A 16,207-nucleotide genomic window follows, 5' to 3' on the forward strand; every position below is an offset into this window, starting at 1 on the left:
TTATCTATGTATTAAATATTTTATAATAAGCCATCCTCCGAACACTTGCATAAGCATTCCCGGTATGCCTATACGAAAATCCTGCACGGCGTCATATAAATTTCCGAGCATTGCCCATTCAGCCATTGTGCCTGTTGTCTGATAGAAAAGCACTATGGACATCAGTACCGGTATAGATATGTTTTTGAAATGTCGTGCCGCATATCCTGCGCTGACAGCGAGCACTGTTGATTTAAAAAGTATTGCCGGAAGTGCGGAGGTTGCCGGCATACCGAAAAATATGGAATTGACAATAGGTGACGCAACGGCTGTCAGCAGTCCTACACGCCAACCGTATTTGTATGCTGCCACCAATGTGAAGAAATATACTGGCAGCCATATAGCTCCTCCCTGAGGAATTGTGTGAAACATCTGGGGAAGAATAATATTCCCTATTACAAACAAGACTGTTGCAATATATGTTTTCGCACTGTTGAATCCTAATGAGTACAGTTTTATGCTTTTTGTTCTAATCATCTTTATTTATGCTTTCTTATTGTTTCTATAAATTCTTTTATTACAGGAAACATGTCTTTCGGTTCGTATATTCCGTCGCATGCTGTTTCCAAAGGGCATCGTCCCGTTCCTGTTCTGTTTATAATGTGAGGCACTTCCCTGTCAAAATTTATCTCTACGCCTGATGTTTTCAGTAGCATGAGAGCTTGTGAGCTTATGACGTCAGCATATATGGTCTTGACTTTGCCGAGTATCATGAGCGCGGCGGCACCTTTGCCCACCACCTTGTCGGCAATGCTTGCCTTATAGAGATACTCCGGTCTGTTGCAATATATGTCATACAGGTCGGCCACTCCCCTTTGTGTGAAAGTATGTATACCGTTGGCGTTTCTTATTACGCACGAATAGTTACCTTCGTGAAGCAGCGTTTTCAGTTCGTTCATCTGTGATGTACACTTTCCGGTCATTACAGTTTTCCTTGTTTAAGTTTCTCCACATAGTTGTCTATGCGGTGAAGTTCTTTCGGAATGTTTATACGCTGCGGACAATGTGGAATGCATTGTCCGCAACCGATACAGTGGCTGGCCTGCCGCAGTCTTGGAACGCTGCGGTCGTAGCCTATGAGATAGGCCCGGCGTGCCTCACGGTAGTTTTCATCCTGGGAACTTTCCGGAATATTGCCTTCATTGACACATTTGTTGTAATGGAGCAGAATTGCCGGTATGTCTATGCCGTAAGGGCAGGGCATACAGTATTTGCAGTCGTTGCACGGTATTGTCGGAAACTGTATCATCTTATCGGCTGTTTTCTGAAGAAAATCAAAGTCATCTTCATCGAGAGGTTTCAACGGAGAATATGTCTTGAGGTTATCCTGCAGATGTTCCATGCATGTCATGCCGCTCAGCACTGTAAGCACTTTAGGGAATGAGCCTGCGAAACGGAAGGCCCATGATGCCACGCTCGCTTCAGGATCACGTTGCTTTAGCATTGCCATCACATTGTCAGGCACGTTTGACAGACGTCCTCCGAGCAGCGGCTCCATTATCACTGCCGGTATGTCGCGTTTTGACAGTTCGTTGTAAAGATATTCCGCATTGGTATTGGCGGGATTTATCTGTCCGGCATATTTCCAGTCGAGATAGTTGAGCTGGATCTGCACGAAGTCCCATTTATATTTGTCATGTTCTGCAAGCAGGCGGTCAAACACCTTTATATCACCGTGATATGAGAAACCGAGATTACGTATGCGTCCGGCCTTGCGTTCTTCAAGCAGGAAATCCAGAATGCCGTTTTTGATATATCTGTTTTCATATTCCTCCATTCCGTCTCTTCCTCCGCCTATCGCATGCAGAAGCATGTAGTCGATATATTCCGTTTTCAGTTCTTTCAGAGAATTGCGGTACATGGCTATTGATGCCTCGCGGCTCCATGTGTCCGGTGAGAAATTCGACATTTTCGTTGCGATGAAATATTTATTTCTTGGATGGCGTGAAAGGGCTATTCCTGTGGAATGTTCCGAACATCCCTTACAGTATACAGGAGATGTGTCGAAATAGTTTACTCCGTGTTCTATGGCATAGTCGACCATACGGTTTACTGTTTCCTGATCAATCTCGCTGTTGTCTCCTGAGGCGTTTTTTCCGTTTTCAGACGGCAGTCGCATCATTCCGAAACCGAGTACAGACACCTTGTCACCTGTTGAAGGGTTTGTACGCATGGTCATTTTTCCGGATGCTGCATTTCCACTGTTGCTTCCTGTCTGTATGGGATGGTTACCACTACCTTTGCATGCGGCCATTCCTGCCGACACCATTCCTGCCATACCGGCCAGTTTCAGAAACTTCCGGCGTGATATATTATTTTTACTATTGTCTTCCATAATTATTTTATTTACAGTTCACGGTGAATTTCATGTCCCTCAACATATATTGCGCTGAACGGTCGTGCCGGACACAGATTCTCACATGCCCCGCATCCAATACAACGCTCTACATTTACTGCAGGTATCTTTGGAGAATCCGGATTGGCCGCATCAGAAGGAATCATCGTTATGGCCCCTGAGGGACAGTGACGTGCACAATTTCCGCATTCCACCCCGTCTGTCAGTGGTACACAGTTCTTTTTTATCCATACCGCGTGACCTATCTGTATAGATGATTTCATGGCTTTTGTTATAGGGCGTATGGCTCCTGTCGGACATACATTCGAGCATCTTGTGCATTCCGGGCGACAATAGCCCCTCTCGTATCCCATTTCGGGTTGCATAAGTGTGAAGATGTTTCCTGACGGACGCAGCACACCGTTGGGACATGCCGACACACACAGCTGGCATGCCGTGCAATGCTGTGAGAAATGTCTTGTGTTCCATGCTCCCGGAGGAACGATACCTGTTATACGTTCAGGTTTCTGCCTGTCTTCTATTACGGCCAGTCCTCCGTCCACTTTCTTTTGCTGGGCTTTCATTACAGCCGTTGTTGCTGTAAGTGCGGTGAGTGAAAGGAAGTTGCGTCGGCCGGTATCGGCAGATGTGTCTTTTTTATTTATGTCTGCCGGAGATTGTTTCTTTTCGACCGCTGGTTTGTGCCGATAGCTGATGGCAGCCTTACTGCATTTGCCGATACAGTCCATACATGCAACACAACGGCTGTAGTCTATATCATGTTTTCTTACGTCTATGCAGGCAGCCTTGCAGTTTTTGGCGCATAGTCCGCAATTGATACATTTATCTGTATCTATTACCGGTTTTAGCCATGACCATTTCGAGATGAATCCCAAAACGGTTCCTACCGGACATATAGTATTGCAGTATGTACGTCCGTTGCGCCATGCCATTATACATATAATAATGAATGTCACTATTGCTGTTACGAATGTCGGAATGCTTTTTATCCATACTTCCTTTTCATAAAAAGCATAGCTGTCCATGCGTTCTGCGAGATATGCCATTATATTATTGCCGAACTGATATACAGGAGCGAACAGATTGCCGGCAATCCGGCCGTAGGAGCTGTAGGGGGCAATGAGTGCGGCCAGTGATACGAGTCCTGCTGCCATTGCGGCAATGAATCCTAAAAGCATTGCATAGCGCAAGACCGTTTTTGCCGGTGAATAAGAATAGCGGTTTTTCCTTTGTTTCTTTCCCATCCATCCGGCAATGTCCTGCATTATACCGAGCGGACATATCACGGAGCAGTATATGCGTCCGAAGACAGCTGTCAGCAAAAGAAGTAAAATGATAATTCCTGCGTTAAGGGCAAGCACGGCAGGGAGAAACTGTATCTTTGCCATCCATCCCATCCATCGGTGTGCCGTTCCCGTAAAGTCGAGAAACAGCAGTGTGGTGCCGGTGAGGAAGATAAAGGCAAGCAGCAATCTTATTTTACGTAACATAAATATATGGAATTAATTTTTAACTTCGGTGTATGCCGTTTGCAAATTTAAGGAAAAATATCCGTATTCTGTTATATGGAATACGGATATTGCTGTCATTTTCTTGCATTATGTTATTTTCCTGAATCTGCATATTCTGTGTCTGTCACAGGTTCGAGCCATTCGTTGGATGTTTTTTCTCCCGGCACCTCAAATGCAAGATGTGCAAACCAGCTGTCGGCGGCAGCCCCGTGCCAGTGTTTGACGTTTGCTGGTATGTGTATCACTGTTCCTGGCAAAATCTCCTGTACTGGTTTTCCTTCTTCCTGATACCATCCGCGTCCGGCCACGCCTACGAGCATCTGTCCTCCTCCCTTTGTTGCACGGTGTATATGCCAGTTGTTGCGGCATCCCGGCTCGAATGTCACGTTTACAAAAGGAATCTGCGAGTCTGACACGCGTGCCAGCCAGCTTCTTCCGCTGAAATATTTGGCGTATGCGGTGTTTGGCTCTCCGAGGGGAAAAATCATCGAGCGGCGGAATTCCGACATGGCATCATCGCCTTTTATGTCGTCTGCCCATACTTCCTTTGCAAGACGGAATGCACCCCATGCGTTCGGCCATCCGGCATAGAATGCTATATGGGTGAGTATTTCGGATATTTCCTCGCGGGTGACACCGTTTGACTTGGCAAACTGGAGATGATGGGTGAGCGAGGAGTCTGTAATGCCCTTGCCTACGAGCGTGGCTATGGTTATCATGCTGCGGTGATGTGGGCTGAGGCCGGGACGGTTCCATACCTGTTCAAAGAGAACATTATCGTTGAGTTCTGCGAATTTCGGGGCGAATTCGCCCAATTGCGTATGACCGGCAGTCTGTGTTATTTTTTCTTGTGCCATTGTAAACTGTGTGTTAACTGATGATATGAAAAAAAGTATAAAAAGTCTTTTCATGATGTACTGGTGTATTATATTGAGTATATGTCTTTACAGGTTGCAAAGTTATGACGGAAATCATTATGGGAATGTATTCATAATCCTTATATTATTAACATATTTACGGATAGTGCGATTATATGTTTCTTTATTTTGATTTCTGTTTGTCATGAATGAAAGGAGGATGTTGTAAAAATACAATAAGGATATGTGGAAAAGAAAATATTCCCTATCTTTGCATCATGATGAGTAAAGGACATAAAATTATATTGCAAAGGTGGAATTATTTTACCCTGTCGCTTTGTCTGGTGGGAGATATATGGTTGTTTGTAAATACGGTTTTTGACGGTCATACAGGTATTGTCGTATGTCCGTCAAAATTGCTTTATGATATTTCTTGTCCCGGATGCGGTGTGACGCGTGCATGTGTAAGGATTTTGCACGGTGATTTTTCAGGAGGCATTTTAATGAATCCCAATTCACTTGTTATTCTGTTTGGGATGCTTGACTTGCACGTGTTTATGCTTGTGGATTTTATATGTGAAAAGGATTATTTATATAAATGTATAGTAAGACTGGACAGGCTTTTTCAAAACAGGATTATACTTGTTTCTTTTTTTATTTTCGAGCTTATCATAGCTGTCCGCAATAATATTCTTGGAATATGATTTTATTTGTTTTCTCTAATATGATTTCAGAGTGGAATTTGCCATTGAGAGGGGTAAATGACGATATCCATAAAAACGATTGGCAAATGTTAAATGTGTATATAGCCTATATACACTGTGTATGTAGCCCAAATACACTGTGTATGTAGCCTAAATACACTCTGTATGTGGCCCAAATACACTTTTAAGGTTAGCTGTCTGTTTTTCGTATCCATGATTGTTGGGGTCAAGGAAAATGTGTTTTAAAACTGCTGTGTATTCTGTATTATGACATTTTCATGATATGGATATGAGAATGTATCAAAACTAAAATAACCTCTATCATAAGTTACAAATTGTAACTACAGTACCTAAAAGAGTCGTATCAAGCTCTGTTTTGAGTAATGATACGACTCTTCTTTTTGCCTTCAAGGATGTTCAAGTTTCAAATCAAAAGCTCATCTAAGCCGAAATTATGTTTTGACACAACCTCATGTAGGGACGTGCCTTTGGCACGTGTCAGGCGTAAAAACATCCTCCAATAAGTAACCTCTGATATACATTATATATTATATGTTGTTGTATTCTGCATACTCCTTCCACGAGTATGGATATCGCTTTGTGATGTATACGGTGTGTATAATGAATTGGTGTGTGGTTGTTTGTCGCCTGACACATGCCAAAGGCATGTCCCTACCTTGGACAGGGTCTTGCATACCCATCTTATGCTTCCATATTCCCTTCCTTTCTGGAGTTTGGAAGGGCTTCTTCTTTTCAGATTTCTCATTTGACCTGACGAAAAGGTTATTATAAATTGAAGAATACTCCGAATTTCATGTTTATGGCAGGACGGAGTTCTCCTCCCACAAGATATCCTCCGGCATTCAAACCTATTATCCATCCGTTTTTGGTCTGATATTCCGCACCTATTCTTGCGGCAGAGGCAAAACCGTTAAGGGATTTGCTTTGACTTTCAGACGATGCCTTCAGTTCTTCTCCGAAACCGTAACCGGCTAGAATGTCGGCATATATCCATTTGTTGCCTCCGTTGTAGAGATATATTCCCGGTCCGGCACCTATCATATATTCGCGCATGGTGTGGTCGAGCTTAGTTGGCTCACCGGCATAGATACCTTCGTATGTACCGTTGTTTATGCCTCCATGCAACGTGCATGCAGCAAAGAATCTCTCGTTGAATGCATAGCGGCATCCGATGTTGATGTCGTAGCCTGATTTATTGCTCATGTCGTGAAACAATTCATATCCGCCTTGCAGTTCGATGTGAAGATAGCCCGTCTGTGCGCGGCATGTTGCTGCAATCATAAATATGAATATTCCCAATAAAAGGCATGTATGATTGTTGCAGGTTGTTTTCTTTTTCATGACCTGTTGTGTTTTTATTGTGACGGTTATTTTGTTTTAGGATTATATAAATCAGCTATTTTCTGCAACTTGTCAGGCTCAATCTCTTTATTTTCCAACTTGCGGCACAGTTCGGGATCATCGGAAAGATAGTTTATCAGAGATGTGCGCCAATGTTTGCTGCCACTTCCCTGATATCCTATTATCCTTCCGTTTTCATCGCCTTTTTTTCGTGCGATGAATAATATGTTTCCGTTCTGTACGCTGGTGATGGTGAGTGTTCCGTCCTTTGGTATGCTGTATTTATAGCTGCAACAGTAGAATTCAACGTAATCACCCTGTGCCTGTAAGGCCATCCACTGCGGGGAAATTATTTTTTCTTTCTTGGTTGAGAACATTTTATTTGTCACGTATGGATATGCTACGAGATAGTGACATTTATCAGTGTGCGTCTTTTTCCATACTCCGAGCACTGCTATGTCTGTGCTTTTAAGTTTTAGCTTTTGGCCGTCAGTAGTCTTTATACTGAGTTTTTTTGTGTTGCATTTAGGCATTTTTACTCTTCCGGTATATTCTGTGCCGTCTTTCATTACCACTCGTCCCTCTTCTTTGTCTGTAGCGTCTTTTATAACACTGTATATTTGGCAACTGTTAATCAATGGTATGATGAGCATAAAGGGAGAAATGAGTAAGAACTGTCTGATGGAATTCTTTAATCGGTTCATAGGCTTGTTTGTTTTAAATGATTTATAATTAATAAGATATACCATGTATCCGATTGCAAATATATGGAAAAATATTCTAAAAAAGCATTTTGAACATAAATTATAATAGAAAAAAGATATATATTATAAAGACATACATGCATTCCTGTTTTGAGAAATGTGTTTCATATAATTTTGATGTTCCAATTTGTTTTATATTGTAATCATCCAATATATATGGACGTGCTTTTGGCACGTGTCATGCGTATTGTCATTAATGTATGCCTGAACACTGTACACATCGCAAAGCGATGTCCCTACTTGTGGTTATACAGCTAATTTTTTCCCTACACACTACCTTTCTCTCCCCTTTGGGGAGTCGGAGGGGCTTCTTCTTTGTGGGGGTTAGGAGGGGCTTCTTCTTTGAGAAGGTTATGAGGGGCTTCTTTTATCATAAACGTTCCATTTCCAACAGCCATTTTTTCTTTTCCATGCCTCCTGCATATCCGGTGAGGCTACCGTCGGAGCCTATAACACGGTGACATGGTATGATAAGTGATATACTGTTGTGTCCGACCGCCCCTCCGACTGCTTGTGCCGACATGTTTTTTCCCGATTTACGAGCTATGATACCTGCTATTTCGCCATAAGTCATTGTTTGTCCGAAAGGAATAGTGAGAAGAATCTCCCAAATTCTTTTTCGGAAATCCGTAGTTTTCATTAGGAGTGGAGGAATGAAGCCCGGAGATTTTCCGCTGAAATATATGTCGAGCCACCGGCATGTCTGTGTGAACACAGGGAGATTGCGCTCATAATGTTTGCTGCATAGAGTGTCGGCAAAGTATTTCTGCCCGTCAAACCATAATCCGGTAAGTGCTTCACCGTTGCTTGCCATTGTCATTTCACCGATAGGCGAAGTATAGTGTCGGATGTATTCCATTTATGTGTGTTATATTGTTCCGGGTTTCCTTGGGTATTTTTGTCGGCTACAAAGGTATATAAAATCAATGATACTTTCACATAAAACCAAAGATATGGTTAATGATAGACATTTAAAATGTATGGTGTAAAGAAAATTATATTTATATGAAAAAATAATAAGCATAATAAGTGTATAATGAAAAATCCGTATATTTGTCTGTCATGTATTATGGCAGAATTGTTTTTATACGGAACTGTGATAAAAGTTATTTGACAAATGAAAAGATATTCAAGGATATTAAAAATATTTGCTGCCAGGATGAGGCGTTTTCTTATTATGGCAGCCTTGAGAGTGAATTTAGAGAATATATTGTCGTTAGGATACAAGTCAGACATGCCTCAGAAACAACTTGCTGTCGGGTATGCCTTATATGCCGCTCTCGGTGCATTCTTGTTATCACTGCCATTTGCATCTGTTAGTGGCATAAGCATAGTAGACCATCTTTTTAATGCCATGTCGGCATTGTCAACCACAGGCCTTACTTCCGTTGACGTATCGGTAAATTATACTTTTGCCGGACAAATGATAATCCTGTTATTGATACAAATAGGCGGATTGGGTTATATGACACTGTCGTCATTTATAATGCTTGGCATAACCCGTCATCTCGGTTCTGCGAAGAATAATATATTTACCTCTCAATTCTCGTTACCCGATTCGATGTGCGGACAGAGCATGGTGCGTAACATCGTAAAGTTTACATTTTTCTTTGAAGCCTTAGGAATTGTTTTGCTTTATCCATATTTTTTGTTTCATGACGTTGAAAGCCCTTTATGGTCTGCTGTGTTTCATACTATATCGGCATTCTGTACAGCAGGGTTCAGCATATATACCGACAATCTTATGCGGTTCAGGGATGATATATATGTAAATATTGTGATTATGATGTTATGCTATATGGGTGCAATGGGATTTATAATGATGACTGATATAGTGAAAAAGTTCCGGGACCGCAGGTACAGGATAACATTTACTACAAAAATTATTATACGTATAACATGTGCTCTTTCGATGATAAGCACTCTGCATCTTTATTATTGCGAGCCTTCCCTGCAGCAATATGAATGGGGAAAAAGATTCATGATAGCCATGTTCCACTCTGTATCGGCAATGACTACTGCCGGATATAATACGGTAGATCTTTCTCATTTGGTGCCCATATCCATGTTTGTAATGTCTTTTACTATGTATATAGGTGCTTCACCGTCAGGCACGGGCGGGGGATTGAAGTCTACCACTCTTTCTGCCATATATGCCTATACCAAAAACAAACTTGGCTATCGTGGTGACATATCATTGATGAATAATCTTATTCCGTCATACCGTGTTGAAACAGCGCTTACAACTTTTGTCTTATATACATTCGTGTTGTTTTCAGGCATATACCTTATAACAATGTTTGAGCCTGACAGTGCGGATATAATGAAAATAGTTTTCGAGGCGTCATCGGCACTCGCCACCACAGGCCTTACTTCTGGTATTCTTACAATGATAACTGTAGAAAGTAAGATAATACTTATTCTCTTGATGTTTATAGGGCGTGTAGGTGTGATTTCGCTTGGCAATGCCCTGTTAATCCGTTCTCATGAACAGAAACGCATGATGAATGATGATTTAGCCGTGTAGAAGATCCCCTCCGACTCCCCAAAAAAAAGAAGCCCCTCCGACTCCCCAAAGGGGAGAGAAAGGGAGTGTGGGGAAACGTTGGGTGTATAACCACAAGTAGGGACATCGCTTTGCGATGTGTACAATGTTTAGTCGTACGTTAATGCCAATGATTATGACATGTGCCAAAGACATGTCCTTATATGTCGTAACCAAAACTATTCTGCGTGTTTATTCAAATACAAGTATGTGATTTCGGATATGTCTGCTATTATTTGTTCTGTCTCTTCCATGCTGTACTGTGACGATTCTATGAATACTGCTATGGCGTAATGGCTTCCGTCGGGCAGTGATATGAATCCCACATCATTGATGCCCTGCGGGTATCCTTCGGGAGAATCAAAACCGGTGCCTGTCTTATGGCCTATGACTGCATTTGAGTGCATCAATGGTTTTGGCAGACGATTTTGTCCTGTTCGACATGTGTTAAGAGTATGAATAAGAAAATCCTGATAAGGCTTTTGATAAATATTCTCTGTGAAAAGCTTATTTATAAGTATTGCCGCTGACAGCGGATGATTCCAGTTTTCATTACACGCCCCATGCCTTGCAAACATTTCGCGTTCGTTTGCCTTTATGGCAAAGTTCTTTATTCCTATATTCCTGATGTGGCTTTCCGTTTCCTTTATACCTGTTATGCGGTCGAAGAGAATGTCACATGCGTTGTTGTCGCTGTTCTGCAATGAATATCTCAAAAGTTCCGATACGGCCAGCTTCAGCTTCTTTTCTGTATGCGTGTCGCGCATCGGACTGTATGTCTTCTGATGCAGCTCTTTTCTGTTTATTACAATTACGGTGTCAATTGGCGTTCCGTTTTTCTGAAGCGCGTCTGTCACAGCCATAGCCTGATACAGTTTCATCACACTGTTCATAGGATACGGGTAATCATTATTTATACATACGGTGTCGCTGTTTTCCATAATTACGGCTATGCCTATTCTTGCATTACATTTTCTCACGTATGTTTCCAGTTCCTTTTCAAGCGTAGTGTTACCGGCATAGGTTGTTGTTGCCGTTATTGCCATTGTCATAGCGCACAGCAATGCCTTTATAGAGAAAGCTTGTCTTTTCATATATGGTATTATTCAGGATTTTTACATTGTTATACACACTATCTGGACGTGCTCAAGGCACGTCCAGATATGAGTATGTATGAACACAGAAATAATATTGCTTTATATCTGAATATATACGAAACATGTATTATTGTTTCATATCGGAATTTACAAGTTCAAGCAGCCTGTCTACAGCTTCCTCTTCCGGAATGTTCTTTGCCACACATTCCTTTTTACGATAGAGTGATATTTTTCCTCTTCCTGCTCCGACATAACCATAGTCTGCATCGGCCATTTCTCCGGGTCCGTTAACGATACATCCCATGATGGCGATTTTCAGACCCTTCATGTCTTTCGTGGCTTCCTTTATTCGTGCTATTGTTGTGCGCAGGTCGTAAAGAGTGCGCCCGCATCCCGGACAGCTTATATATTCTGTCTTTGTCGTGCGCAGACGTGCTGCCTGAAGAATGCCGAAAGCCGTATCTTCTATTATTTCCGGACATATATCCCCGTTGTTCATCAGCCATATACCGTCACACAGTCCGTCAAACATAAGCGCTCCCATGTCTGCAGAGGCTTCGAGCTGGAATTTCTCCTTATCGGCAGCGTTGTGGGCATACATGCCGCAAAATACAACGGGATTGCTTACACCGGCATTCATCATCTCATGAACGAGCGCGCGCTGCTCTCCGAGACGGTTGCGGTGGTTGCTTATGCAGACAGCCACGATGTCAGGATTGTGGCGCATACATGCGGCATATTCTTCCACGGACACTCCGTATTGCAGCACAAGAAACTTCATGTCAGCCTTTATCTGGCTTATGAACGGTATGGAATTATGGGGGAATATAGGGTATATGTTCAGATGCGGATGAAGTTTTTTCTGTTCCTTATATACCTGAAAGTCGACGATAAATGAGCTTTGCGATACACCGATGCCTTCCGGTATGCTGTTTCCCGCATAGATATAGTCGGCTTTTGACTGCATTATATCCTCTATGCCGTCTTCTTTGCAGTCTGCGGTTCTTATGCTGCTTATGACCACGGGAGGGTTTTCTCCTCCGATATTTCCAATGGCAACGGTTCTTCGGCGTTCCGGGTGAAGATAGTTGAACCCCTTAGCCTCAGTGGCAGGAATGGGAAGATGTCCTGCGCGTTGTGATATATATTCGGTAAGATAGCGTGCAACAGGAATTTCTTTCTCGGGCTCTTCCGACAGAGATACACGTATAGTGTCACCAATGCCGTCGGCAAGCAATGCTCCGATGCCGACAGCGCTTTTTATTCGGCCGTCTTCGCCTTCGCCCGCTTCAGTCACTCCGAGATGCAGCGGATAGTGCATGTCCTCTTCCTCCATCCTGCTTACGAGAAGGCGTACCGACAATACCATAACGACGGTATTGCTTGCTTTTATGGATATGACAACGTTATGAAAATCCTCACGTTTGCATATACGGAGAAACTCCATACAGCTTTCCACTATTCCCTCCGGAGTGTCGCCATAGCGCGACATGATCCTGTCGGAGAGCGATCCGTGGTTTACTCCGATGCGTATCGCCGTATTGTTCATGCGGCATATATTAAGGAAAGGAACAAAACGTTCCTCTATCTTCCTCAGTTCACCGGCATATTCGCTGTTTGTATATTCAATACTTTTGAACGTGCGTGCCGGGTCTACATAGTTGCCGGGATTGATCCTTACCTTTTCCGCATAGAGGGCGGCCACTTCTGCTACGTGAGGATTGAAATGCACGTCCGCGACGATTGGGGCCATATATCCGTCGGCTCTGAGCATGGCGTTTATATTCTTAAGGTTCTCTGCCTCTCTTACGCCTTGTGTGGTAAGTCTCACATATTCTCCTCCGGCGTCTATGATACGTTCCGATTGTGCCACAGATGCTTCCGTATCGTTGGTGGATGTTGTGGTCATCGACTGTATGCGTATGGGATTGTTTCCTCCCAACGGTGTGCCGCCTACGTTTACTTCAGACGACTCACGGCGTTTGTAATTAAACAAGTCGGTCATCAGTTTGTCTTGAAGTTATACTTCACTTCAGCCAGGTCTTTGTTGGCCTTCTCTATCTTTGCCCTCAGTCCGTTTTTGTATGATGCAAGACGTGTTGCAAGCTCTTTGTCGGAAAGGGCCAGCATTTCTACAGCGAGTATGGCTGCATTTTGTGCACCGTTGACGCCTACTGTTGCCACAGGTATTCCCGGAGGCATCTGTATTATGCTGAGCATGGCATCCAGTCCGTCGAGCATACCTTTGATAGGAACACCGATTACGGGCAGGACGGTTGAGGCTGCAATGACTCCTGGGAGCGCGGCGGCCATGCCTGCTCCGGCTATTATTACTTTTATGCCGCGTTCCTGTGCACCGTGGGCAAATTCTTCGACGGCATCCGGTGTACGGTGTGCGGAAAGTGCGTTGACTTCGAACGGAACCTGCATTTCATCAAGAAACTTGCAGGCTTTTTCCATAACAGGCAGATCACTTGTGCTGCCCATAATAATACTTACTGAAGGATTCATAATAATTTTATTTTGTTATTGTTTTAATATTCATTTTATTACATTCCAGAGTAGGGACGTGCCTTTGGCACGTGTCATGCGTATTGTCATTAACGTATGCCTGAACTGACATTGTACACATCGCAAAGCGATGTCCCTACTTGTGGTTGAGTTTTTTTATTTGTATATACATCCAATGTTTCCCTACATGCTCCCTTTCTATCCCCTTTGGGGAGTCGGAGGGGCTCTTTACATTAATAAAATGCCGGCAGCCGATACCGAAAATCCTATACAGAACCCCACAACCACTTGCGACAGGGAGTGCTGGCGCAATATCATGCGGCTTGTTCCCAATATTCCTGCAAGAAGGAATATTATGCACAGCCACCATAAAGGGTTGAAATCGAATATTTCCGCAAAGGCGATAAGCGCTCCTCCCGTTCCTCCTACAGCTGCCGTGTGGGTGCTGATTTTCCACCATGCGTTTATGACGGCACATATTATCTGAACCAACAGGGCAGCGATGAGAATGCTGCCTATGAAATGGGGAATATGCAGTGATTCCATGAAATATATGCATGTGATATAGCATGTTATGGATATTACGTATGGAACCATACGTCTCTCTTTCTGTCCGAGTTCTATCCGTGTCCATCCCTGATGACGTCGATAGAGACGTATAAGGAATGTTGGAATGAGGATGGTGAAAAGATATACGATGGTGAGCACAAATATCTTATAGGTGAAAGGCAACATGCTCAGATAACTTAGGAAGAAGAGTGTCGTCAGTCCGAGAATGGGCAGATAGAACGGTGTGAAGATACCGCTTATGATTTTTGCAACCCATATAATATTTCTTAATCCCATTGCAATTATTATATCGTTGGTTATAATATTTAGAAGCTGTATGGTGTCAGCGTCTGAGGCGTGCTATAGGTATTCCCAATTGTTCGCGGTATTTGGCTACGGTACGCCTTGCTATAGGAAATCCCTTATCTGTAAGCAGTGTCTTTATAGCATCGTCAGACAAAGGATGTTTCTTGTCTTCAGAATCTACGATGTCACGCAAGGCAGTCTTTATCTGTCTTGTGGAGAGCTCCTCACCCTTGTCTGTAACATAGCTGTCGGAAAAGAAGAATCTCAGTGGAAACATTCCCCATCTTGTGAGAGCATACTTGTTGTTGCTCACCCTTGATACGGTGCTTATGGCAAGTCCTGTCTTGTCGGCAATGTCTTTCAGGTTCATAGGTTTCAATGAAGCTTCGTCACCGTCCTCGAAGAAACGGTGTTGCCAGTTTATTATCGCCTGCATGGTTATGGTGAGCGTATTGCGGCGTTTTTTCAGAGCCTCTATGAAATTTTGTGCCGATGCCACTTTGTTTCGTGTGTATAGCAGAGCCTCTTTCACCTGTTTGCTCATGTTCCTGCTGTTGGTTTTGTATTCGTTCATTGTGTCGATGAACGATTGCGACACATGAAGCTCGGGAAGGTCTCCGCTGTTTATTGTGAATGTTATTGTTCCGTCATCATGAGTGTCTATGGTAAAGTCAGGAGTTATTTGCTGCATGTTTTTTCCTGTCACCTCTCCCATCGCCGCTCCCGGTTTTGGATTCAGCCTGCACAGCTCCCGGTTAAGAGTCTCGGCCTGGAGGTCGGTCAGACGCAGTCCTGATTTAATCTTGTCCCAGTGTTTTTTTGTGAACTCGTCGAAGTAGTCTCTTATCACATTTTCCATCAGTTCTTTCAGCCGTGAGTTTTCCTTGCGGCCTATCTGTATAAGCAGACATTCCTGAAGAGAACGTGCGCCAATGCCTGCCGGATCGAAATCCTGAAGTATTTTCAACACATGTTCAAGCTCTTTCGTGCCGGTGTCAATGTTGTGATATATGGCAAGCTCATCGGATATGCTGTCGAGCGGTTTTCTCAGCAGACCGTCATCATCGAGCGAACCGATGATGTATTCCATTATTTCTTTCTGCCTGTCGGTAAGCTCGGTCTCACCCATTTGTTCTTTCAGTGAGTCGTAGAATGAAACGTCATCACCGTATATTATCTCATTATGCTCTTCGGGCGACATGTTGTTTCCACCGTGATAGACAGGCAGGTCCTCGTCGTCGCGTCCTATGCTGTTCAGGGCGTCGTCAAGGGCAGACTGGCGTTCCTCCCTTTCGTTCACGGTAGTAAAATCCTCGTCAGAATCTTCTGCGGAGTGTCTGTCGCTGAAATAGTCATCTGTTTCGTTGTAACTGTCGGGGTTGGCTGTTTCCTCAAGTGCCGGATTGTCATCCATTATAGTGTTTAAATAGTCTGTAAGCTGTGTTACAGGCAGTTCCACCAGCTTGGCGTGCATCATTTGCAGCTGTGTCGCGCTTTGTGTCTGTCTAAGTGCCTGTTCCTGTGTCTGTTCCTGAATCTGACCTTGAGACATAAATGATATGGTGTATAATTAATAAAATGATTTATGATGTTTTGTTTCAGAAGC

15 protein-coding genes are annotated in these 16,207 nt (G+C 43.3%); 2 read left to right on the forward strand and 13 right to left on the reverse strand.

Features of this window, described 5'->3' with window-relative positions; all coding sequences use genetic code 11:
- The 5 genes from HPS56_RS00495 to HPS56_RS00515 form a co-directional block, all read right to left on the reverse strand.
- A complete protein-coding gene (locus HPS56_RS00495) occupies window positions 1-513 on the reverse strand; it encodes an ECF transporter S component (protein WP_172273080.1) in 513 nt (170 codons plus the stop codon).
- A 5-nt stretch (window positions 514-518) separates the two neighbouring features.
- The gene (locus tag HPS56_RS00500) at window positions 519-938 is read right to left on the reverse strand and encodes a DUF1893 domain-containing protein (RefSeq protein WP_172272205.1); all 420 of its coding nucleotides are present in this window, start codon (window positions 936-938) and stop codon (window positions 519-521) included.
- 23 nt (window positions 939-961) lie between these two features.
- Entirely contained in the window at window positions 962-2,374 is a 1,413-nt protein-coding gene (locus HPS56_RS00505) for an aldo/keto reductase (protein ID WP_172272208.1), read from the reverse strand.
- Between the two features lie 11 nt (window positions 2,375-2,385).
- A complete protein-coding gene (locus HPS56_RS00510; protein WP_172272211.1) occupies window positions 2,386-3,885 on the reverse strand; it encodes a 4Fe-4S binding protein in 1,500 nt (499 codons plus the stop codon).
- Between the two features lie 113 nt (window positions 3,886-3,998).
- Window positions 3,999-4,817, reverse strand: coding sequence for a carboxymuconolactone decarboxylase family protein (locus HPS56_RS00515; RefSeq protein WP_172272214.1), 819 nt, complete (start codon window positions 4,815-4,817; stop codon window positions 3,999-4,001).
- 227 nt (window positions 4,818-5,044) lie between these two features.
- On the opposite strand from HPS56_RS00515, the gene HPS56_RS13485 reads away from it, so the two are divergent.
- On the forward strand, window positions 5,045-5,467 hold the full coding sequence (locus tag HPS56_RS13485; protein ID WP_353477697.1) for a DUF2752 domain-containing protein: 423 nt from the start codon (window positions 5,045-5,047) through the stop codon (window positions 5,465-5,467).
- Between the two features lie 786 nt (window positions 5,468-6,253).
- On the opposite strand, the gene HPS56_RS00525 is transcribed toward HPS56_RS13485, so the two are convergent.
- From HPS56_RS00525 to HPS56_RS00535, 3 genes are all read right to left on the reverse strand, one after another.
- Window positions 6,254-6,829: an outer membrane beta-barrel protein gene (locus HPS56_RS00525; RefSeq protein ID WP_172272220.1), complete on the reverse strand. Its 576-nt coding sequence runs from the start codon at window positions 6,827-6,829 to the stop codon at window positions 6,254-6,256.
- A gap of 26 nt (window positions 6,830-6,855) precedes the next feature.
- On the reverse strand, window positions 6,856-7,533 hold the full coding sequence (locus HPS56_RS00530) for a hypothetical protein (RefSeq protein WP_172272223.1): 678 nt from the start codon (window positions 7,531-7,533) through the stop codon (window positions 6,856-6,858).
- 430 nt (window positions 7,534-7,963) lie between these two features.
- On the reverse strand, window positions 7,964-8,452 hold the full coding sequence (locus tag HPS56_RS00535) for a methylated-DNA--[protein]-cysteine S-methyltransferase (protein WP_172272226.1): 489 nt from the start codon (window positions 8,450-8,452) through the stop codon (window positions 7,964-7,966).
- 258 nt (window positions 8,453-8,710) lie between these two features.
- On the opposite strand from HPS56_RS00535, the gene HPS56_RS00540 reads away from it, so the two are divergent.
- Window positions 8,711-10,120: a TrkH family potassium uptake protein gene (locus HPS56_RS00540; protein ID WP_172272229.1), complete on the forward strand. Its 1,410-nt coding sequence runs from the start codon at window positions 8,711-8,713 to the stop codon at window positions 10,118-10,120.
- Window positions 10,121-10,317: 197 nt separating this feature from the next.
- Here the strand turns inward: HPS56_RS00540 and bla are convergent, their stop codons facing one another.
- The 5 genes from bla to rpoN all read right to left on the reverse strand — a co-directional run bounded on the left by bla (window position 10,318) and on the right by rpoN (window position 16,153).
- Window positions 10,318-11,232, reverse strand: a complete 915-nt coding sequence (bla, locus tag HPS56_RS00545) for a class A beta-lactamase (RefSeq protein ID WP_172272232.1) — start codon at window positions 11,230-11,232, stop codon at window positions 10,318-10,320.
- Window positions 11,233-11,362: 130 nt separating this feature from the next.
- A complete protein-coding gene (locus tag HPS56_RS00550) occupies window positions 11,363-13,240 on the reverse strand; it encodes a 4-hydroxy-3-methylbut-2-en-1-yl diphosphate synthase (RefSeq protein WP_172272235.1) in 1,878 nt (625 codons plus the stop codon).
- Complete coding sequence (gene purE / locus HPS56_RS00555; RefSeq protein ID WP_172272237.1) at window positions 13,240-13,746, reverse strand: 5-(carboxyamino)imidazole ribonucleotide mutase; 507 nt, start codon at window positions 13,744-13,746, stop codon at window positions 13,240-13,242. Before purE ends, HPS56_RS00550 begins: the two co-directional genes overlap by 1 nt.
- Before the next feature lie 228 nt (window positions 13,747-13,974).
- Entirely contained in the window at window positions 13,975-14,592 is a 618-nt protein-coding gene (locus HPS56_RS00560; RefSeq protein WP_172272240.1) for a phosphatase PAP2 family protein, read from the reverse strand.
- A 46-nt stretch (window positions 14,593-14,638) separates the two neighbouring features.
- Window positions 14,639-16,153, reverse strand: a complete 1,515-nt coding sequence (gene rpoN / locus HPS56_RS00565; protein ID WP_172272243.1) for an RNA polymerase factor sigma-54 — start codon at window positions 16,151-16,153, stop codon at window positions 14,639-14,641.
- Between the last annotated feature and the right edge of the window lie 54 nt (window positions 16,154-16,207).

It is taken from the genome of Xylanibacter muris (assembly GCF_013166605.1).
GTDB lineage: Bacteria > Bacteroidota > Bacteroidia > Bacteroidales > Bacteroidaceae > Prevotella > Prevotella muris.